Origin of the sequence: Archaeoglobus neptunius (assembly GCF_016757965.1) — an archaeon.
In the GTDB taxonomy this organism is placed as follows: domain Archaea; phylum Halobacteriota; class Archaeoglobi; order Archaeoglobales; family Archaeoglobaceae; genus Archaeoglobus; species Archaeoglobus neptunius.
Window position 1 is genome coordinate 98984 of sequence record NZ_JAEKIW010000005.1, and the last position, 19983, is coordinate 118966.

Sequence of the window (19983 nt, forward strand, 5' to 3'; positions counted from 1 at the left end):
AGCGGAAATTAAGCATGGAGGAAAAACTCGAAAAGTTGAGGAACTTCATTTCCAGTTTTGAGAGCGTAGCTGTCGCTTTTAGCGGAGGGGTTGACAGCTCAACACTGCTTGCTCTCACCAAGGAGGTCAATGAGGAAGTTATCGCAGTTACAGCCATCTCCCCCACAACCCCAAGAAAAGATTTGAGGGATGCGGAAAGAATTGCCCGGGAGATCGGTGTTAAACACGAGTTTATCGAGACAAATGAACTGGAAATTGATGAATTTGTCAGGAATCCCCCTGACAGGTGTTACTACTGTAAAAAGAATCTTCTGACAGCTCTGGTCAATTTTGCCAGGAGAAGGGGCATTCAGGCAGTGTTCGAGGGTACGAATGCCGATGAGCTGAAAGGACACAGACCGGGATTCAGGGCTGTTGAGGAGTTCGGGATGGTTTATTCTCCATGGGCAATGTTTGGATTTGCTAAAAAGGAGATCCGTGAGATAGCAAGACAGAGAGGTTTCTCGTTTGCCGACAAACCCTCAATGGCCTGTCTGGCGTCAAGAATACCGTTTGGAGAGAGCATAACACAGGAAAGGCTCAGGAGGGTGGAGAAGGCGGAGGAGTTAATTGTGGAAATAGTAAATGTCAGGGAGTTAAGGGTGAGGGATTTTGGCAGCATGGCTGTGATTGAGGTTGGCAAAAGTGAGAGGAGAAAACTGTTCAGTGAGGTGGTTATGGACTCAATCGTCGATGGTCTGAAGAAGCTCGGATATGAGTATATCCTCTTTGATATGGAGGGATACAGAACCGGTAAACTCTCCGGGTTTAAAGGTCACCGTCGCTCGGAGGAGGGTTAGCAGCGTGGTTTGGAGAGATGTCATCTCTGCACGAGCTTTGCCAGTACCTCTCCTTCTTTCGTCAGCCTGATCGACTCCCCGTCATAAACTATGCAGTCTGCCTTCTCCAGCGTGTCGAGATGGTACTTGAGCAGCTTTACGTCCAGTCCAAGTTCAGCTCTGAGTTCTTCAACTTTTCTGGGACTTTTTGATAGCTCTTCAAGAATTTTTCTTCTTGTAGAGTTGGCTATTGCCATTTTAAACCTTTTCCGGTACTCTTCCGCCTCCTCCGGAGACCCGGCTGCAATCCAATCCTCGAACTTCACATATCACCTTCTCAAGAGCGGGATTAAATTTTTTCCGAATCTACTTCTTTCTCACAACTATTCTCCATACATCGCCATCTCTGCGAACGTCAATAACCTCATGCCCCTCACTTTCAATGCTTTTTGGCACATCTCTCGCTGCAGGCTCGTGATCCACAATAACCTCCAGAACTTCTCCGCTTTTCATCTCTTCAAGCTTCAATTTTGTCTCGATGAATGTGAAGGGACATACTTCTCCTCTCAGATCAAGCTCGAAGTCTGCATGTTTCCTCATATGCATCCTCTCTCATCTCCTTAATCCCATTTTTTCCACATGCGGGGCAGAATTCGTTTTTACTCACCTCCACAATATCGAAATCGTAGCTGAGCAGGTCAGCACACAGGATTCTGTTTGTCATCAATTCTCCCATGTTCAGAAAAAGCTTTATGATCTCGTTGGCCTGGAGAAGACCGAAAAATCCGGTTGTAATCCCAGTAATTCCGGCCTCTCTGCATGTTTGGTAGTCTGAGGGTGCCTCGGGAAGAAAGCACCTGTAGCACGCTGTACCGGGCAGAACCGTCATCAGCTGACCGAAAAATCTCAGAACTGCAGCGTGAACGAGCGGAACCTTTTCGAGCACGCATGCATCATTGAGGATATATCTCGGCGTGAAACCGTCCGTACAGTCAGCCACCACATCATAGCACCTTACAATTTCTCTTGCATTTCTCGGTGTGATGTTGAAGGGGTAAACCTTAACACTCACATCTGGATTCAGCCTTTCAACAAACATCGCTGCTGACTCTGCCTTGTTCATTCCCAGATTACCTGCGTGGATCGTCTGTCTGTTCAGATTGGAGATTTCGACAACGTCTCCGTCTGCTATCCCTATCTTTCCCACCCCCGCAGCGGCAAGATACTGAATCACCGGGCTGCCAAGCCCTCCAGCACCCACCACAAGAACGCTTGAACTAAGCAACCTTTCTTGCTTGTCTCCTCCAAAGATTATCAACTGTCTGCCGTATCTTTTTATCTGCTCTTTTGAAAGCATACCTCTCACCGATGTATCTTAATTATAACAGTGTTAAGTAAGGACTTAAAATTTTTGGTTGGTCAAGAACCTGTAAAATACGTTCAGGCTGTGAGCAGTATCGCAAACTATTAAATGTTTCTCCCGGTACTACCATCATGAACTTTGAGCTTACTCAGGAACAGAGGGATATTAAGAATGCTGCAAGAGAGTTTGCAACAAATGAATTCACCAAGGAGAGAGCTGAAGAGTATGACAGAAACGAGGAGTTCCCATTTGATCTGTGGAAAAAAGCCTGCGAGCTGGGTTTTATCGGGGTACACTTCCCCGAAGAGTATGGTGGAGCAGGAATGGGCGTTCTTGAGAACATTTTGATAGTCGAGGAATTCTGCAGAGCGGACAGCACGATAGGCAGTGCCATAATTCTCTCGGATTTCTCGTCTGAGGTTGTGATGAGGTTTGGCAGCGAGGAACAGAAAAAGGAGGTTCTGCCAAAGGTCGCATCGGGAAATGCCATAACTGCCGGCTGTTATACAGAACCTGAGGCTGGCAGCGATTTGACTGCAATAAAAACGAAGGCGGAGAAAGATGGCGATGAATGGGTGATTAACGGTACGAAGACGTTCATCACAAACGGCCCGATAGCCGATTATTACGTGGTGCTGGCTGTAACAAATCCCGATGCTCAGCCCCGCTACAGAGGCTTCACAACATTTCTGGTAAAAAAGGATACTCCCGGACTCAGCACGAACAAGATCACAGGAAAACTTGGTATAAGGTCGTCTCCAACAGCCGAGGTTGTTTTCAAGGATGTCAGGGTTGACGATTCAGCGGTAATCGGGGAACTGAACAGGGGATTCTATCAGGTTCTTGAGTTCTTCGATGAAAGCAGGATTGAGATCGCAGCTCAGGCCTTGGGCATTGCTCAGGGTGCTTTTGACAGAATTGTTGGTTACGTTAAGCAGAGGAAGCAGTTTGGGCAACCAATAGGAGCTTTTCAGGCACTTCAGCACAGAATAGCCGACATGAAAACTCAGCTTGAAGCAGCAAGACTGCTTATCTACAAGGCAGCCTGGAATTATGATCAGGGCAGGATTGATCCGGAGCTGACCTCAATGGCGAAATACTATGCAGGAAAGCTCGCTGTCAGGATATCTGATGAGGCTGTGCAGATGCACGGTGGGTATGGTTATATAGCTGAATACGAGGTCGAGAGATTTTTCAGGGACGCAAAGATAACAGAAATTTATGAGGGCACGAAGGAAGTCCAGTTAAACACAATAGCGAGAAGCGTAATAGGCAAATTCAAGTAGCACATCAGATACCTTTTTATATATTTTTAAGACTTTGTTTTAATGGTGAAAAAGGTTGTTCTGGTTATAGACAGGGACGATGACCTCGGTCAAAAAGCTGGCATATCTTCACCTGTAATCGGAAAGGATAATGTGGTTTCTGCGGCAGTAAGGCTTGGAACTGCTGATCCCGAAGATTCGGATGTGAACGCTCTGTTTGCGGCTGTTAAGGTTTATGATGAACTCAAGAATGCCGGAGAAGATGTGGAGGTTGTGGTGGTTTGCGGGGACAAGAGTGTTGGTGTCGTTTCGGATTCTAAAATTGCCGACCAGCTGGACAGGGTGATGATGCGCCTCCACCCGTCAAGTGCGATTGTTGTTACAGACGGATCGGAGGACGAGTTCGTGCTGCCAATAATTTCATCGAGGGTTAAGATCGATTCAGTTCACAGGGTGGTGGTAAAGCAAAGCAGGACGATAGAGAGCACGTACTTCATGATCAGAAGAATGTTAAACGATCCGAAAATTGCAAGAATTACCCTCGCACCGATAGGTATGATATTTCTCGTGTATGCCATATTTCTGGTTTTACAGCATCCTGAGTGGGGTCTGGGAGGTATAATCTTCTTCCTGGGGATTTATTTCATGGTAAAAGCCTATGGCTGGGAGAAGAATATCGGCGAGTTCTTGGATTCTGTAAGGATATCTCTTGTTGAGGGTAGACTATCGTTTGTGTTTTACGTCACATCTGCAATTCTGCTTATCATCAGTATAGTCAACGGATTCAATGCTTCTGCGAACATCATAAATCCGTCGGAGGCTGTGGCAAACTTCGTATTTTTCAGCACCTGGTGGTTTGTTCTTTCGGGCATATTTTCCCTGCTGGCAAAGGCTGCCGATGCCTACGCAGAGAACAGAAAGGTTTCAAAGTACTTTACGATGATATTCCTTCTCATCGCCTTTGGTCTGCTCGTCTGGGCGTCCTCGTCATATGTGCTGAACCCCAAATCTCCAAACTCTATCCAGCAGCTAGGAGGTGCTATATTTGGAGCGATACTTATCGCTGCTATCGGAGTTTTCACTCTAAGAAGGTTTTGAGAGCTTTTATCTCCTTGAACAGTCTTTCGAGTTTCTGCTTTCCCTTACTTAGCTTTTTGTTGGCCAGCGCAACAACCTCTTCAAGATAACTCTCCGAAATTATTAACCGACCACTCCTCGCTATCGGCAGTTCGATTCTTTCAAGTGAGGCTATTTCGACGACATGGTTCTTCAGAGAAATGATACCGGATCTTCTGAAACCGGTGTTGTTCGCCACCTTCATAATAACTTCCGCAAATTCAATATTTTTGCACGAGAGGTGGATTATGGGTGGATACTGAATAAACCAGCTTAGAAATCTCCCCCTCTTCGCGGCCTCCACAACTTCCTCCTTGCCCACCTTACAGTGCCACTTGCCCAGAAAGGATGATCTCTGCTTATCTCCGATCTCAGGAGTATCTATAACAGCTATCCTCCCGCTGCAGCTTGAGAGAGTTACAAGACCTTCGATGGAGTTGATCAGATCAAGAAGCGGTACTATGTCTTTATCAACCTCTCCACTTCTTTTCGCTGCAATGTACCTTTCAAGTTTGTCTTTCCTGTAGCGCTCCCACATCACTTCTTTGCAAGTGTGCAGAGATACGCTAAATATGCATCAAGCTGAATCCTCTCGTTTGCTCCTTCTGTGAGTCTGAAGTCAATCTCTCCGAGCTTGTCTATCAGGTAAACTTTTACCTTCTCGTTTACTGGCAGCGATATGATCTCTCTGAAAAGCTGCGATACTATGTCCTCTCCACTCATCCCGTATTCAATCATGAGTCTGTCAAGCATCTGTCTTGCCTCAAGGAAGTTGCCCTTCAGAGCAGTTTCTATGAGCTGGCCAAGTTCTTCAGGTTTGGCAGTTGCTGTTATCTGATAGATTGTATCAGCATTGATTTCCTCGCCGATGGCAGCAGCTCCCTGCAGGGCGTTGATTGCTTTTCTAAAATCTCCGCCGGAGATATACAGCAGGGCCTCAAGCCCATCCTCGGTTATCTTCACACCCTCCTTTTCGCATATCTCCAGTAACCTTTTTTTCATCGCCTCTTTAGGAACAGGACGGAATTTGAACACTGCACACCTGCTCTGTATCGGCTCTATAATGCGGCTGACATAATTACAGCTGAGAATAAACCTGCAACTCTTTGAATACATCTCCATGGTTCTTCTCAAGGCAGCCTGAGCATCTGCAGTCAGTGCATCAGCCTCATCGAGAAATATTATTTTGAATGGAGCGCCACCAATCGGTGCAGTTCTGGCGAATTCCTTTATTTTGTGCCTCACCACGTCTATTCCTCTTTCATCGCTGGCGTTCATCTCTATGAAGTTGTCTCTCCAGTTTTCGCCGAACAGGTCTCTTGCGAGGGCTATGGATGTTGCAGTCTTGCCAGTACCGGGTGGACCTGAAAACAGAAGGTGAGGAATGTTTTTCCTTTCAGCGTAACCCCTGAGTCTTCTGATAACATCCTCCTGACCAACGACCTCATCAAGCGTCCGGGGGCGGTATTTTTCTACCCAGATCTCAAAGTTTTCCATCGGTGCTATTTATCGTCTCATGCATAAAAACTCTGCTGTTACAAAACCAAGGTGGATGGAAAAGTTTAATGACGTGATGATGACCCATGTTATTCGCTGCCGGATATTTGCTCGTACTCTCTGACCAGCTCCTCTCTTATCACTTTTCCGGTTGCCGTAAGCGGTAACTGCTCGCGAATTATTATCCGTTTTGGAACGTTATAGGGTGCCATGTTTTCTCTACACCATTTCAGCAAATCCTGCTCGGTGAGCTGATATCCCGGTTTTAATTTTACAAAAGCTATGGGTACCTGTCCTTTTTCAGGGTCTGGAGCTCCAATAACCCCGACCATCTCCACAGCCGGATGGCTGAGCATTATGAACTCTATCTGTGTTGGATAAACACTGATTCCGGACACTTTGAGCATGTATTTTTTACGGGATATGTAATAGAAGAAACCGTCCTCATCGTACATGCCGATATCTCCGGTGAACAGCCAGCCATTTTTGAAGGATTTTGCGGTCTCCTCTGGCCTTTCAACATACTCACTGACTACCGAGGGGGATTTTATTACGACCTCCCCTTTCTCTCCAAGTGGAACCGGATTGCCATTTTCGTCGACAATTTTTATGTATGTTTCTGGAATAGGAATACCGCAAAAGGATCCGCCATACCTTTCCGATCTTTCGATGTCCATGTCATTTTTGTGAAAGCCGGCAGTAAATGTATCGCTGGTGTAGGTTTCTGTTAAACCGTAAGCAGCCTCTCTGAGTATTGCACCCGTGAGCTCTCTCCATTTTTGTCTGAGATCTTTCGTAAGGCTCTTAACAAAACTGGAGCCGGTGCAGCTTCTCAGAGATGTAAGATCATACTTTCCAACATCCGGATAGTTTATGATTTCCCAGTAGAGGTCAAACGGGGCGTAGAAGGTTGTTACCCTGTACCTGTCAATTGCCTCAACTGCCGCCCTCACATCCCATCTCGTGAGCAACACCACGGTTGAACCCGAAATTGTGGGAGAAACGATGCCCATGTTGTTGCCCGCAACCCAGAATATCGGCATCGCTGCCAGTGCTACATCGCTTTCCGCAACTTCTTTCGCAAATTTTTCAAAGTCAACATTTCGATCAGGGTAGAGCTCTACAAGCAGATGTGCATTGTAATATGTGTACATACCGGCACCGGTGTATATGATGTCCAGATGCCTGTGGTAGACTCCTTTGGGTAAACCGGTGGTGCCTCCGGTGAAATTCATCGTTGCGTAGTCCTCAATTGTTGTTGTTATGCTGACTTTTTTTGGAGAACTGTCTGATAGCAGGTCTTGCAGGCAAGGAGCATCATCAATTTGTGACTCCGTCTTCATTGATGGGTGGGGCGGGATTTCCGGGGTTTCGGGCAGGAAATCTTGAAAGGATGCCGCTACAACATGACTTCTGTTTGAGACCTTTTTTGCGGCTCTGTCCACCAGGGGATATAGCAAGTCCAGAGTCAGTACAAATTTGGGTTTGGATTGCTTGAGAAAGTATTCCAGTTCCATTTCCTTAAGCATTGGGTTGAGAAACACACAAACTCCGCCAGCTTTTAGCGTACCAAAAAATCCAATGTAAAACTGCGGCATGTTTGGGAGGATAAGGGCCACCTTGTCTCCTTTCCCGAAGCCATTTTGAAGCAGGTAGTTTGCGAGTCTGTTACTCAGTTCATCCATTTCCTTGTAAGATATTCTCCTACCGTAGTATATTATGTAGTCTTTCTGAGGCTGCATTTCGGCGTATTTTTCCAGATATTCGTGTATTGGTATCTTTCCCAGAGGATAAATAGGTTTTCTGGGAAGCGATGGATGTGGCCATACTCTACTCCACCTTTCTTCTAAAATGCTGAAATATTCTGTTTCGTTCATTTTACACCTCTATTTATCTTGTTTGATTTTGTTAAAAATCTCTACCTTAAAACCCTTTCGCTGGAAACAAATATGCGGGGGGAGGGATTCGAACCCTCGAACCCCTGCGGGAGTGGATTTCTCCCCTTCAGGTCTTGAGTCCACCGCCTTTGGCCACTCGGCAACCCCCGCTCATGTCTACTTCTATAATCTGCTTATCAAAATTTTGGTTCACAGGAGAGATTCGAGTTTCTCAATCACCTCTTCTTTTCTTGCCCTAACTCTCACCTTCTTGAACCGTGATTTTTCCCCGCCAACAATTTCTGCCTCGCCAAAAATCTCGCTCAGAATCTGTAAAAGCTCTTTATTTGCTCTGCCCCCCCTGGGTGGGCTTTTAAGCCGTATTTCTATTGTTTTTCTCCACTGATTGTAGCCAAAACCAACGCTTTTTGAATTCGGTGTGACTTCCACACTCAGAACAGTCCACTCTCCTGCCTCGTTTAAGGCCTTCTCTATCATCCTCAGAAAACTCTATATTAAGCCTCTTAATCTTTTCCTCATGAAGGTCGGAATAATAGGAGCAAGCGGGTACACGGGTTCTGAACTTCTCCGAATTCTCGTCACACACCCCGAGGCGAATGTTACGGCAGCATCCTCAAGAAGATACGAGGGAAGGGAAATTTGGAGGATTCACAGATTTCTCAAGGGATTTTATGACCTGAAATTTTGCAGTCCCGATATTGACAACTTCACGGATTGTGATGTTGTGTTTACTGCCGTTCCTCATGGAGAGGCGATGAAGTATGTTCCCGATCTTCTGAATTCCGGAATTAAGGTTGTGGATATCTCGGCAGATTACAGGCTGGATAAGGAAACATACGAGAGAGTTTACGGAAAAGAGCATGTTGGTTATGTTGAGGCGGTTTATGGTCTGCCCGAACTTCACAGAGAAAAGATAAAAAGGGCAAACCTTGTTGCAAATCCCGGGTGCTACCCTACAGGCACAGTACTTGCTGTGGCCCCTCTTGCAAAACTTGAACTTGTTGAGAGGGTGGTTTTTGACTGCAAGAGCGGAATAACGGGTGCGGGGGATTCTCCGTCGGCCTTTACACACTATCCCAATCTTCACGAGTCGATAGTCCCATACAAGATTACGGCCCACCGGCATTACTATGAGATGGTCCAGGAGCTGGGAAAGCTTCAGAGCGACATAAGGATATCGTTCACACCTCAGGTGTTTCCGGGTTCAAGGGGGATTCTGACCAACGCTCATGTTTTTCTCAGGGGAGAGCTGGACAGGGATGAGTTATACAAGATTTATGAAAAATTTTACAGCAACTGCTTTTTCATCAGACTGCAGGAAGGTGTGAGCCTCTCTCAGGTTAGAGGTAGCAACTTCTGCGACATATCGATTCATCCTGGAGAAGACAGGGTAGTTGTGGTTTCAGCAATCGATAATCTTGTGAAAGGTGCCAGCGGGCAGGCTGTGCAGAACATGAATCTCATTACTGGCCTTGATGAGGAAACGGGACTAAAACTGCCACCACTCTTCCCCTGACTGGAGAAAATTTTTTAGACCGCCAGTAGATGAGATAAGGTATAAGGCAGGGAAAAGAGTATGACGGGTAAAGATGTGGTAACGATAAATGTTGGAAAAAATGGTGTAACGGAAAGCTTAATAAGCGAGATAAATCTCCTGCTTGAGAAACGTGGAGCTGTGAGGGTTAAAATGCTCAAAAATTTCAGGGAATCGTCTGGCAAGCATAAAAAAGAGCTTGCAGACGAGATAGCCTCTAAAGTTAAGGGGAGGCTTGTGGATTTCAGAGGATTCGTGCTAACCTTTGAGAGGTGAAGATATGGCGACAGTATATGATGTTCCGGCGGAATTGCTGATTAAGAAAGTTGCTGAAAAATTGAAAGACATGGTGGCCCCTCCCGAATGGGCGAAGTACGTTAAGACGGGTGTGCATAAGGAGAGAAGCCCCGAACAGGAAGACTGGTGGTATCTCCGATTAGCTTCAGTGTTCAGGAGAATCTATGTGGATGGGCCGGTTGGAATCGAGAGGCTGAGGACGTACTATGGTGGTAGAAAGAGAAGAGGATCAAAGCCTCCGAAGTTTAGAAAAGGGAGCGGTGCAATAGTCAGAAATGCACTTCACCAGCTTGAGCAGCTCGGCTTTGTTAAGAAGACAAGGGAGGGGAGAGTTGTTACGCCAATGGGAAGATCATTCCTCGATAAAGTGGCAACAGAGCTGAAATCAGAGCTTGTTTCCGAGATCCCCGCTCTCGAAAAATACTAAATTTATTTTAGGTGGTAAAAATGGATGACCTTGAGGAGATAAGGCGAAGGAAGCTGATGGAGTTGCAGAGACAAAAGGAGCTCGAGGAGATCCAGAAAGAAGAGATGAGAAGGCAGTATGAGGCGCAAAAAAAGGCAATATTGAGGGCGATACTCGAGCCGGAGGCGAAGGAGAGACTTTCGCGAGTTAAGCTTGCCCATCCGGAACTTGCAGAGGCCGTTGAAAATCAGCTCATTTACCTTGCCCAATCCGGAAGGTTGCAGAGCAAAATTACTGATAAAATGCTTGTTGAAATTTTGAGAAGAGTTCAGCCCAAAAAGAGGGAGACAAAAATTATTAGGAAGTGAGATTATGGGTAAGAAGACGATTGGTGTGAAAAAGAGACTGGCAAAGGCCTGCAAACAGAACAGAAGGGCGCCGGTGTGGATTACGATGAAGACCAAGAGAAGTGTGTTTGGAAGCCCTAAGAGAAGGCACTGGAGGAGGAACAAGTTGAAGGCGTGAGGTGACATCATGGCGAAGGTTGTTGTTGAACGGGTGTACACTATCAGACTGAAGCACAAAATGAAGAAGTATCCCAGATGGTTGAGGTCCAAAAAGGCCGCAAAGTACCTCAGAAGGTTCCTGAGCAGACACATGAAAGTTGAACCGGAGAACGTCAAGATAGACACGGCTGTTAATGAGAAAATATGGGAAAGAGGGGCTGAGAAACCGCCAGCGAGAATCAGAGTGAGAGCTGTGAAGTTTGACGATGGAATAGTTGAGGTTGAACTTGCCTAAATGAGGATTGCTGTTAACGGTAACCCACTCGTAGGACTGTACGCAAAGGTTTCAGAAGAATTCGCTGTAATTGGGGTTAACAGTGAGAACCTGATCACGGCAGTGGAAGAGAGGCTTGATGTTGAAGTGATAATAACGAAAATTGCGGGTTCAGAGCTCGTTGGTGCGATGATGGCCATGAATTCCAGAGGCGCCGTTGTGAGCAATCATATTCTTTCCACCGAGCTTGAAAAGCTCCAAAGCAAGATGGATGTTATGGTGGTGGATACGCCCATGACGTGCTTTGGTAACAATCTGTGCATCAATGACAGGGGCGGTGTGGCGAATCCAGAGATGGGTAACGAGGTCCTTGAAAAAATTTCCGATTTTCTCGACATTGATCTGGCGAAAGGTACTGTTGGGGGGATAAAGACGGTGGGAATGGCTGCTGTAATCACGAACTCCGGGGGGATCGCAAACCCAAACATTAACGAGTGGGAACTCAAGAAACTGGAAGATGTTTCGGGAGTTGAGGTGCTCACCGGCACCGTTAACTTCGGCACTGATATGGTGGGGTCAAGCTTAATTGCGAACTCAAAGGGATATGTTGTTGGTAGAGATACGACAGGCTTTGAACTTGGTATAGTTGAGGAGGCTCTGTTTCCGAGGTGATGGGGATGAAATTTGAGATAGTAGGCATGTTTAGGACTTCAGAAGGGTGGCAGAACTTTAAAAAGATAATCGATGCACATAACGAAAAATATGCCATGGAGAAGGTTTATTCACTGATTGGGAGCAATCACAAGGTCAAGAGGCATTTGATAAAAATTGAGTCCGTAAAGCAGGTGGAGTAAAAATGGCGTCGGAAAAAGAAGTTCAGGAGAAGATTGCGGTTCTGCAGTACTTACAGGGGGAAGCAGAAACCCTGCAGAGGAGAATTGTCGAGATGGAGGTTCTTGAGAGCGAGTACAGGAAAACACTTGAAACGCTTGAATTTTTCGAGTCCATTGACGGGGATGTCGAGGCACTGATGAATCTTGGTGGTGGAGTGTTTGCGTATGTGGATGTCAAAAATAGCAGGAAGATGCTCGTGGACATTGGTTCGGGTGTTGTGGTGGAAAGAGAGGTCAAAGATGCGATTGAGTTTGTCAAAAACAGGATAAAGAGGATAGAGGAGAATACGGAGAAGCTCACATCCATGCTGCAGCAGGTTCTGTCTCAGGCTTCGAAAATTCAGGAAGAACTGGCTTCACAGGAGAGAAAGTAAATGTTTAAGGCTCTAAAGGAGAAATTAAAGGGGCTCAGAAAGAAAATAGAGGAGGAAGAGAGGGAAGAGGAGGAAAAGATAATAGCAGAAATTGAAAGGAAATCGAAAGAGGCTGAAATAGAGTCCAAGAGGTCGAAAGAGCAGAAGGTGAAGGTAGGACTAAAGGACAAGATCACGGCACTGGTAGTGAGCAGAGAGGTGGTCATAGACGAAAAGAAGGTTGACAGGATTCTTGATGAGCTCGAGATAATTCTCCTGGAGAGCGACGTGGCTTTTGAGGTTGTGGATGCAATTTCTGAAGCCTTGAAGAGCAGGCTCGTTGGAAAAAGAAAGAAAATTACGGAGAAACTCTCAGATATTGTGATTGAAGAACTCAAAAAAATTCTTCTTGAAATTCTGGAAAGGGAGAGGTTCGATTTTGATGAATTTGTTGCAGAAAGACTGAAGAAGAAAAAACCTCTCAACATTGCATTTGTTGGTGTCAATGGAACGGGTAAAACAACAACGATCGCAAAGATTGCCAACAGACTGATGAAAAAGGGTTACTCAGTAGTTCTGGCTGCGGGTGATACCTTCAGGGCTGGGGCAATAGAGCAGCTTGAGGAGCATGCAAAAAAGCTGGGCGTCAGGATTATCAAGCACAGACAGGGTGCAGATCCGGCGGCGGTAATTTACGATGCTATAAAGCATGCGGAGAGCAAGGGAATAGACATCGTTCTCGCAGATACTGCTGGAAGGATGCATACAAAGAAAAACCTGCTCGATCAGCTTGAAAAGATCAAGAGAGTTACCAAACCTGATCTGATAATCTTCGTTGATGAGAGTATTGCAGGCAACGATGCCGTTGAGAGGGCGAAAATGTTTGCTGAAACAGTGGGTATTGACGGTAGCATCCTGACCAAACTCGATGCGGATCCGAAGGGAGGATCAGCGATATCCATCAGCTACGTAACCGGAAAGCCAGTGCTGTTTTTCGGCGTAGGTCAGAGTTACGATGATCTCGTGAAGTTCGATTCGAAATGGCTTATTGAGAGAATTTTCTCATGAGAATACTGATTCCTTTCAAGGCCACGAATCCAAAATCGAGACTTTCCGGAATTCTGGATTTTGAAGAAAGAAAAAAACTTGCTGAGCTGATGCTTCTGGATGTTGTCGAAGCTGTGAGTAGATTCGGTAGTGTAAAGGTAGTTTCACCTGCAAAAATAAATATCGAAGGTGTTGATGTGGTCGTTGATAGCTCAGACCTGAATACTGTTGTTAATAGTGAGATCAACAACGTACCGCTGGCCGTTGTGATGTCCGATCTTCCTCTTTTGAGTGGTGACATCCTCCAGAGATTTTTCAATTCTGAAGGGGATGTTGTCATAGCCCCCGGCAGGAAGGGGGGAACCAACATGCTCCTTGTGAGAAGGGAAGGGTTCAGAGTTTCTTACCATTACGGAAGCTTTTTCAAACACGTTGAGTATGCCAGAAAGATCGGCTTCTCGGTTTCGATTTTTGACTCCTTTTATTCCTCGGTTGACATAGATGATGAAAGCGATTTGCTGGAGCTGATCATGCATGGGAAAGGAAAGAGATCATGGAAGTTCCTAACACAACTGGGTTTCAGGGTCAGCTTTGAGAAAACACCCAGGCTTGAGCGGGTATCCTGATCATAGCATGTATTTTATATCGTAGCAGGCGGTAGACGTAGATAACGTAAGAGATTGATAACTTCATCTGCGTTGTAACCCAGAATGTGTGCCCCGATTATTCTGTTCTCCAGCAATATCTTGTAGGCCGAATGCTTCAATCCGATGCCAGTTTGATGTGCCCCGTGCTAGGTTTCTATCCCCATCCGCGACACCCGTCCCCACAACGATAAGATTGTACATGATTCATCATGTTTTTCTAAGTCTAAATCGCTTTACTTTAAAGAAGAATTTTTAAAGATTAATAACCAAACATTAACTCCATGGAAATTGTCCACATATCCGATGTGCACTTTGGCTCCGAGTTGATAAGGGGCAAAATCGAAGAGGCCGTGAGGCAGATAAATGCAATGGAACCCGATCTGGTTATCCTAACCGGGGATATAGGTATGTGGGGAATTCACCACGAATTCAGGGAGGCTTATGAAACTTTATCCAATCTCAAACCGGAGCTTTTTGCAGTTCCCGGAAATCATGACGCCAGAAATGACGGTATCAAATACTTCAAGCTGTACTTCGGTAGGAACAGAAAGGTGCTGAAATTTGATGATTTTGTTTTTGTTGGGGTTGACAGCACTCTCCCGGATTCCGATGATGGCTATATTGGTCCTGAGCAAAGGCAGTGGATCACCGAAAAAGTCAGAGGGAGCTGCATAAACTTCATAACGCTCCATCACCACGTCGTCCCGGTTCCCCATACAGGGCGAAACATGAATGTTCTTATTGATGCAGCGGAGTTTGTCGAAACCCTGACTCTGAACTGCCATGGTGCGATAGTTCTGGCCGGACACAGACACGTGCCGTACTCAACAAAGCTTCTCAGGACACACATAATCCATGCCGGTTCGGTAAGCTCGTACAAAGTACTGATGCCAGACAACAACTACAACATACTAAAGGTTGGTGGGGGTAGGATAGACCTGAAGCTAAGATTTGTCGATCTGGGGGAGGTGGAAATCGGAAGCTTTCAGCTCAAGCCAGTAACTCCTGAATCAATGCTCAGATACCACAGGCTCACCTCAACGAGGAAAGTTCTGCTTTTATCCAGAAGAAACGACTGCAGATCTAAAATTGCCGAGGCTCTGTTTAACAAACTCTCTCCGGGCAACATGCATGCTGTCAGTGCCGGGCTTGAACCTTCTGCCAGTCTCAATCCTATGGTTTCCAGAATACTGGGTGAACTGGGTCTCAGTGTTACCAAACCGAAAAAATTTGTGGAGGAAATGGCTAAGGATGCAGACTACGTGGTCTCTTTTGATGAGGATATCACGGCAGATGAGATCTGGAAGGTTAAAAGACCCAATAACGAAGACGAGTGCAGGAAGCTCGTCAAAATGCTGGAGGAAAACATCAGGGATCTGGTGTGGAGAATTTTACTTTAGTTCGCAGCACGGAAAGTACTCCACTTCAACTCTGGCCTCTTTCAGAAGCTCAAGCCCCCTTTTGTCCGCATACTCTTTGCCGTACACGACTCTCTTTATACCTGCGTTGATTATTATTTTTGCACAGGTTATGCACGGACAGTGGGTGGAATACAGGGTACCACCATCAACACTGATCCCAAACTTTGCAGCCTGAATTATGGCGTTTTGCTCCGCATGAACACCCCTGCAGAGTTCCTGCCGCTCTCCGCTCGGAACGGACATTCTGTCCCTTAAACATCCGACCTCATCGCAGTGCAGCAGACCCGAAGGCGCACCGTTATAGCCGGTTGCGAGAATTCTCTTGTCCCTGACAATCACAGCTCCAACTCGCTGTCTCAAACATGTTGATCTCCTGGCAACAACGCTGGCTATCTCCATAAAATACTCGTCCAGTGTTGGTCTGTTCATTATCACAACCTCAGAAACTTTCTGGCGTTTTTCAATGCAACCTTCTTTGCCTCATCCTGGCCAACGCTCCCGGCAATTTTTTCTGCAGCGATCGCCACAGTCGTGAATTCCGTATCTCTGTATCCAACATCGCTGTTTAGCATGAATCTCTCGCAGCCGTACTCTTCAATTATCTTCACAACGTCCTCAGGAGAGAGTTTTCCGGACTGTACGGTCAGGCCAATCCAGCACTCAGTTTTTAAAGCCAGATCGAGATTTTCAAAATTCACGTGATCAATGACTGCCAGCTCATCCGGGAACCCCGAATCGCCCAGAATTTTCAAAATTTTCTCAGTGATCTCTCTTTTGTTTTTCCTTGGGGTGTGAATTATGCAGGGGATGTCGAGTTTTTTTGCAATTTCGAGCTGGGATTTTAATACATTCTTCTCTTCATCAGTGGCAGATTCAAGCCCTATCTCTCCAAAAACCAGCCATTCGCCTCTTTCGAGGTAGTCAAAGGCCACTCCGTAGTTCGGTGGAATGCATCGGGGATGGATGCCAACTGCCGGGTACATTTTTATTCCTGCAGCTTCGCATCTTTGCGTTTCGAACTCCACAAGCTTTCTGAAGGAGTCTATCATTGTCTGAGGATACATGGGTTTTATTGGGTAGAAAGAGAGGCTGCATATCTCCTTAATTCCGACCTCGCTCATCATTGCCAGCTCACTGAAACCGAGCCCCTCAGAATGAAGATGGGAGTCGAAATACATGTTGATTTGAAATGATGAAGGATTATTAAACGTTTTCATCCAAAAATTTATAACGTTTTAAAACTCCGTCCTTTTAATGAGGCTGATTGTAATGCTGGCCATTGTATTTCTGGCCACGATCCCTCCAGCAATGGCCCTCAGGGTCGGCGTTTATGATAATCCACCTCTCGTTTTTAAGGAGGATTCAGGATTTAAAGGTTTTTATATTGATATTCTTAATCATATCGCGGAGCAGGAAGGATGGGATGTGGAGTATGTGTACGGAAACTTTCCATCTCTTTTAAAGATGCTCAGGAACGGGGATATCGACCTGCTGGTCGCAGTGGCATATACCGAAGGAAGAGCAAAGGAATTCAACTACAGTAACGAGTCTGTTATCACCAACTGGGGGGTTGTTGTTACCAAATCCAAGCTTGACTCCATCCTTGACCTCAGGGGGCTAAGGGTGGCTGGTGTTGTTGGGGATGTTTATTTTGAAAGTTTAAAGCAACTCGCAAAGAAATTTAACATTGACTGCCAGTTTGTTGGGATTGAGGGAGATTACAGGGAAGTCTTTGATGCAGTCAATTCCGGTGATGCTGATGCAGGAGTTGTCTCGAGAATTTATGCCTCGTTTTATGCCAGAGACTCCGGTCTGAAGGAGACAGGTATCATATTCAATCCGGTGGAGCTGCGATTTGTTGGTAACGACAGGGAGGTTCTGCAGAAGATAGATAGAGATCTTGCCATACTGAAAGAAGACCCAAATTCGATCTATTACCAGTCCCTTGAACGCTGGTTTGGGGCCAAGGTCGAGTTCATTCCCGAATGGGTGTACAGAGTCATAGCAGTCCTCCTCGTGCTGTTTATCTTTGCCTTTGCAATTGACGCTTACTTGAGCAGGGAGGTGAGAAAGAGGACTGCAGAAGTTAAAAAAAGCGAAATGTTTCTCAGAGCAGTTTTTAATGCCATTCAGGACGGTATATCTGTGCTGGATGTAAATATGAACGTACTGATGGTCAATCACGCAATGGAGAGGTGGTACGGCGATGTTGTAGGAAAAAAGTGTTACCAAGCCTATTATGGCCGAAACGAACCCTGTGAGAACTGTCCAACTTTTGAGGCAATAAAAAGCAGAGAGTTGAGGAGAGGGGTGGTGCCCGGTTCTCCGGATTCGGATTTGGAGTGTCTGGAGATCTTTAGCTATCCTATGGTGGAGAACAATGAGGTTAAAATGATTGTTGAGTTTGTCAGAGATATAACTGAGAAGAAGAAGGTTGAAGAGGATTTGATGAAGTCCCTGGAGAGGTACGAGTACCTGTGGAACAGCACAAACGATATACTTTACATCCATAATCTGGAAGGTTGTTTTGTCAGTGTAAACAGGAGGGCTTTGGAACTTTTGGGGTATGGTGTGGACGACAATGTTGAGGTGTGGGATGTAATTCCCGAATCTTACGTGGATTTTGTGAAAGAGAAAATTGAGGAGATTTGCAGTACAAAAGGTCCAGCAGGGCCTTTTGAGTTGCCTGTTAAAGCAAAGGATGGAAGAGAGCTGTGGCTTGAAATTGTAGCGCACCCTGTGATTGAGAATGGAGATGTTGTGGCAGTATACGGAGTGGCGAGAGATATAACGGAAAGAAAAGCTGTTCTTGAAGAAATAGAGAAGAACATTGCACTCATCTCTTATCTTGTCGACAGGATAAGAAACCCTCTAGCTGCTGCGAGGGCGTACTGCGAGGTTAAGGAAAAGCTGGGTGAAGACGTGTTTGACAGAATCATTGAGAATATCGACAGAGTCACATATCTCATTGTTGATCTCGATAAAGTATGGGAAAATATGGACAGACTCAGGGGAAGGTTAAGGAAAAAATAATGAAATTTTTATGACCTTTCCTCCTCTGATTCTTTATGCGAAAAGACATTGGGTTCAAAGAGGCATTCAGCATCGGCGTTGGAGGTATGATTGGAGGAGGGATTTTCGCTGTTCTTGGGCTGAGCGTTCAGCTCTCAAAAAGCTCAGCGCCAATAGCCTTTCTACTTGCAGGTTTAATTGCTCTGATCACGTCTTACTCGTATGCCAAACTGTCGATAAGATTTCCCAGTGAAGGTGGAACTGTTGAGTTTTTGGTGAAGGCTTTCGGAAATGGTATATTTTCGGGAGGGCTGAACATCCTGCTCCTGTTGGGGTATATTGTTATGGTTTCCCTCTACGCCTATGCTTTCGGGAGTTATGGGGCGAACTTGCTGTCTGATTATGTGGTGGTAAGACACATTCTGATAACTGCCGTAATCTCGCTGTTTACATTCATAAACGCATATGGGGCACTCGTAAGCGGTAAGACCGAAGACCTTCTTGTGGCATTTAAGCTCACCATCCTTATTGTTGTTGCAGGGGTGGGATTAACGCTTGTCAACCCGGAAAGGCTCCAGCCATCCACGTGGGTCGATCCGGTGAGTATAGTGGCAGGTGGAATGATCATATTTCTTGCATATGAGGGTTTTGAGCTCATCGCAAATACCGGAAATGATGTCAAGGATCCGAAGATACTACCTAAAGCCTTATATTCGGCCGTGATTGTTGTGATAGCCGTTTACGTTCTTGTAGCGGTTGTGACGGTGGGCACCCTTCCCTACGAGACCATTGTGGAGTCAAGGGACTATGCGCTGGCAAAGGCTGCAGAACCATCAATGGGAGAGGCAGGTTTTCTTCTCGTAACTCTTGCAGCTCTGGCATCAACTGGTTCTGCCATTAATGCAACGCTCTACGGGACAGCACGAATCAGCTATATGGTTGCAAAGTACGGTGAGCTACCCCAGATTGTGGAAAGGAGGGTTTGGAAACAGGCTCATGAGGGTTTACTGGTCATAAGCATCATTTCGCTGATTCTAGCCAATACCGCAAACCTTGAGTCCATTTCCGTTGCAGGTAGCGGTAGCTTTCTCATCATCTTCTTTTTTGTAAATGTCGCAGCTTTGAAACTGAGACATAAGCTTAAGATAAATCCAGCAATCCCCGCTGCTGGGGCAATCCTCACATTTGCGGCTCTGTCAATACTGGTTTACAGGATGGCAGCAGAGGCAACGAACCTTGCAATTCTTGTTGGTTTGGTTCTGGCATCCTTTTTAATTGAGGCCCTCTACAGAACAACCACTGGTAGAAAAATAAGCGTTTATGTGGACAGCAGACTCAAAAAGAGGGAGGAAACCATCAGAAACTGGGAGGGATGGATAGCTGGGGTGGTGGATGGAGTATCCGGCCTGATTAAAGATGCTGAGATATATCTCGCAGGCAGCGTTGCAAGGGGGGAGGTTGATAAAGCCCACGATGTTGACCTGCTGGTTTTTGTAGATGATGTTAGTGATGACATGCAGCATGAGTGTCAGAAAGCCATGCGCAACCTTCCAGTGGACCTTCATTTTATAAGCAGAGAGGATAAAGAATCCGCCCTGAAAAAGGCAAAGCACTACAAGCGACTCGAGATCTAAAA

General features: G+C 45.9%; 26 protein-coding genes and 1 tRNA gene. 17 read left to right on the forward strand and 10 right to left on the reverse strand.

What is annotated here, in order from left to right; all coding sequences use genetic code 11:
* The first annotated feature begins 14 nt into the window (after window positions 1-14).
* Complete coding sequence (larE, locus tag JFQ59_RS04985) at window positions 15-839, forward strand: ATP-dependent sacrificial sulfur transferase LarE (protein ID WP_202319311.1); 825 nt, start codon at window positions 15-17, stop codon at window positions 837-839.
* 20 nt (window positions 840-859) lie between these two features.
* Here larE and JFQ59_RS04990 read toward each other — a convergent pair whose 3' ends face one another.
* The 3 genes from JFQ59_RS04990 to JFQ59_RS05000 are packed head-to-tail and all read right to left on the reverse strand — an operon-like array spanning window position 860 to window position 2175.
* Window positions 860-1144, reverse strand: coding sequence for an ArsR/SmtB family transcription factor (locus tag JFQ59_RS04990; RefSeq protein WP_202319312.1), 285 nt, complete (start codon window positions 1142-1144; stop codon window positions 860-862).
* 40 nt (window positions 1145-1184) lie between these two features.
* A complete protein-coding gene (locus JFQ59_RS04995; RefSeq protein WP_230972314.1) occupies window positions 1185-1418 on the reverse strand; it encodes a sulfurtransferase TusA family protein in 234 nt (77 codons plus the stop codon).
* Window positions 1390-2175 carry a HesA/MoeB/ThiF family protein gene (locus tag JFQ59_RS05000; protein ID WP_202319314.1) on the reverse strand — a complete coding sequence of 262 codons (786 nt, stop codon included), beginning with the start codon at window positions 2173-2175 and terminating at the stop codon, window positions 1390-1392. Before JFQ59_RS05000 ends, JFQ59_RS04995 begins: the two co-directional genes overlap by 29 nt.
* 137 nt (window positions 2176-2312) lie before the next feature.
* Between JFQ59_RS05000 and JFQ59_RS05005 the strand changes: the two genes are divergently transcribed.
* Together JFQ59_RS05005 and JFQ59_RS05010 are read left to right on the forward strand one after the other, a co-directional pair.
* Window positions 2313-3467: an acyl-CoA dehydrogenase family protein gene (locus tag JFQ59_RS05005; RefSeq protein ID WP_202319315.1), complete on the forward strand. Its 1155-nt coding sequence runs from the start codon at window positions 2313-2315 to the stop codon at window positions 3465-3467.
* A gap of 42 nt (window positions 3468-3509) precedes the next feature.
* Entirely contained in the window at window positions 3510-4544 is a 1035-nt protein-coding gene (locus tag JFQ59_RS05010; protein WP_202319316.1) for a DUF373 family protein, read from the forward strand.
* On the opposite strand, the gene JFQ59_RS05015 is transcribed toward JFQ59_RS05010, so the two are convergent.
* From JFQ59_RS05015 to JFQ59_RS05035, 5 genes are all read right to left on the reverse strand, one after another.
* The gene (locus JFQ59_RS05015; protein ID WP_230972315.1) at window positions 4525-5100 is read right to left on the reverse strand and encodes a tRNA(Phe) 7-((3-amino-3-carboxypropyl)-4-demethylwyosine(37)-N(4))-methyltransferase; all 576 of its coding nucleotides are present in this window, start codon (window positions 5098-5100) and stop codon (window positions 4525-4527) included. The two genes, JFQ59_RS05010 and JFQ59_RS05015, sit on opposite strands and share 20 nt — an antisense overlap.
* Window positions 5100-6059, reverse strand: a complete 960-nt coding sequence (locus tag JFQ59_RS05020) for a replication factor C small subunit (RefSeq protein ID WP_202319318.1) — start codon at window positions 6057-6059, stop codon at window positions 5100-5102. The genes JFQ59_RS05015 and JFQ59_RS05020 overlap by 1 nt, the downstream gene beginning before the upstream one ends.
* Window positions 6060-6148: 89 nt before the next feature.
* Entirely contained in the window at window positions 6149-7936 is a 1788-nt protein-coding gene (locus JFQ59_RS05025) for an AMP-binding protein (RefSeq protein WP_202319319.1), read from the reverse strand.
* Between the two features lie 73 nt (window positions 7937-8009).
* Window positions 8010-8107: transfer RNA gene (locus tag JFQ59_RS05030), tRNA-Leu, on the reverse strand.
* A 39-nt stretch (window positions 8108-8146) separates the two neighbouring features.
* Entirely contained in the window at window positions 8147-8434 is a 288-nt protein-coding gene (locus tag JFQ59_RS05035; protein WP_202319320.1) for a DUF167 family protein, read from the reverse strand.
* A 40-nt stretch (window positions 8435-8474) separates the two neighbouring features.
* Here JFQ59_RS05035 and argC point away from each other — a divergent pair, with 40 nt between their 5' ends.
* From argC to JFQ59_RS05095, 12 genes are all read left to right on the forward strand, one after another.
* Window positions 8475-9473, forward strand: coding sequence for an N-acetyl-gamma-glutamyl-phosphate reductase (gene argC, locus JFQ59_RS05040; protein ID WP_202319321.1), 999 nt, complete (start codon window positions 8475-8477; stop codon window positions 9471-9473).
* Window positions 9474-9533: 60 nt separating this feature from the next.
* Window positions 9534-9767 carry a YhbY family RNA-binding protein gene (locus JFQ59_RS05045; RefSeq protein ID WP_202319322.1) on the forward strand — a complete coding sequence of 78 codons (234 nt, stop codon included), beginning with the start codon at window positions 9534-9536 and terminating at the stop codon, window positions 9765-9767.
* Window positions 9768-9771: 4 nt separating this feature from the next.
* Window positions 9772-10215, forward strand: coding sequence for a 30S ribosomal protein S19e (locus JFQ59_RS05050; protein WP_202319323.1), 444 nt, complete (start codon window positions 9772-9774; stop codon window positions 10213-10215).
* Between the two features lie 20 nt (window positions 10216-10235).
* Window positions 10236-10562: a DNA-binding protein gene (locus JFQ59_RS05055; RefSeq protein WP_202319324.1), complete on the forward strand. Its 327-nt coding sequence runs from the start codon at window positions 10236-10238 to the stop codon at window positions 10560-10562.
* 4 nt (window positions 10563-10566) lie between these two features.
* On the forward strand, window positions 10567-10719 hold the full coding sequence (locus JFQ59_RS05060; protein WP_202319325.1) for a 50S ribosomal protein L39e: 153 nt from the start codon (window positions 10567-10569) through the stop codon (window positions 10717-10719).
* 9 nt (window positions 10720-10728) lie between these two features.
* The gene (locus JFQ59_RS05065) at window positions 10729-10995 is read left to right on the forward strand and encodes a 50S ribosomal protein L31e (protein WP_202319326.1); all 267 of its coding nucleotides are present in this window, start codon (window positions 10729-10731) and stop codon (window positions 10993-10995) included.
* Window positions 10996-11646, forward strand: a complete 651-nt coding sequence (locus JFQ59_RS05070) for a translation initiation factor IF-6 (RefSeq protein ID WP_202319327.1) — start codon at window positions 10996-10998, stop codon at window positions 11644-11646.
* Window positions 11647-11651: 5 nt separating this feature from the next.
* On the forward strand, window positions 11652-11828 hold the full coding sequence (gene rpl18a / locus JFQ59_RS05075; RefSeq protein WP_202319328.1) for a 50S ribosomal protein L18Ae: 177 nt from the start codon (window positions 11652-11654) through the stop codon (window positions 11826-11828).
* A 2-nt stretch (window positions 11829-11830) separates the two neighbouring features.
* Window positions 11831-12241 (forward strand): prefoldin subunit alpha, encoded by a 411-nt coding sequence (gene pfdA, locus JFQ59_RS05080; protein ID WP_202319329.1) that lies wholly within the window; start codon window positions 11831-11833, stop codon window positions 12239-12241.
* On the forward strand, window positions 12242-13288 hold the full coding sequence (gene ftsY, locus JFQ59_RS05085; protein WP_202319330.1) for a signal recognition particle-docking protein FtsY: 1047 nt from the start codon (window positions 12242-12244) through the stop codon (window positions 13286-13288).
* Window positions 13285-13893 (forward strand): 2-phospho-L-lactate guanylyltransferase, encoded by a 609-nt coding sequence (gene cofC / locus JFQ59_RS05090; protein WP_202319331.1) that lies wholly within the window; start codon window positions 13285-13287, stop codon window positions 13891-13893. Before ftsY ends, cofC begins: the two co-directional genes overlap by 4 nt.
* A 302-nt stretch (window positions 13894-14195) precedes the next feature.
* Entirely contained in the window at window positions 14196-15314 is a 1119-nt protein-coding gene (locus JFQ59_RS05095; protein WP_202319332.1) for a metallophosphoesterase, read from the forward strand.
* Here JFQ59_RS05095 and JFQ59_RS05100 read toward each other — a convergent pair.
* Both JFQ59_RS05100 and JFQ59_RS05105 read right to left on the reverse strand, forming a co-directional pair.
* A complete protein-coding gene (locus tag JFQ59_RS05100; RefSeq protein WP_202319333.1) occupies window positions 15306-15764 on the reverse strand; it encodes a deoxycytidylate deaminase in 459 nt (152 codons plus the stop codon). The genes JFQ59_RS05095 and JFQ59_RS05100 overlap by 9 nt on opposite strands.
* 2 nt (window positions 15765-15766) lie before the next feature.
* Window positions 15767-16513: a TatD family hydrolase gene (locus tag JFQ59_RS05105; RefSeq protein WP_202319334.1), complete on the reverse strand. Its 747-nt coding sequence runs from the start codon at window positions 16511-16513 to the stop codon at window positions 15767-15769.
* Between the two features lie 76 nt (window positions 16514-16589).
* On the opposite strand from JFQ59_RS05105, the gene JFQ59_RS05110 reads away from it, so the two are divergent.
* A complete protein-coding gene (locus JFQ59_RS05110) occupies window positions 16590-18368 on the forward strand; it encodes a PAS domain S-box protein (RefSeq protein WP_202319335.1) in 1779 nt (592 codons plus the stop codon).
* Window positions 18369-18403: 35 nt separating this feature from the next.
* Window positions 18404-19981 carry an amino acid permease gene (locus tag JFQ59_RS05115; protein WP_202319336.1) on the forward strand — a complete coding sequence of 526 codons (1578 nt, stop codon included), beginning with the start codon at window positions 18404-18406 and terminating at the stop codon, window positions 19979-19981.
* Window positions 19982-19983: the final 2 nt, after the last annotated feature.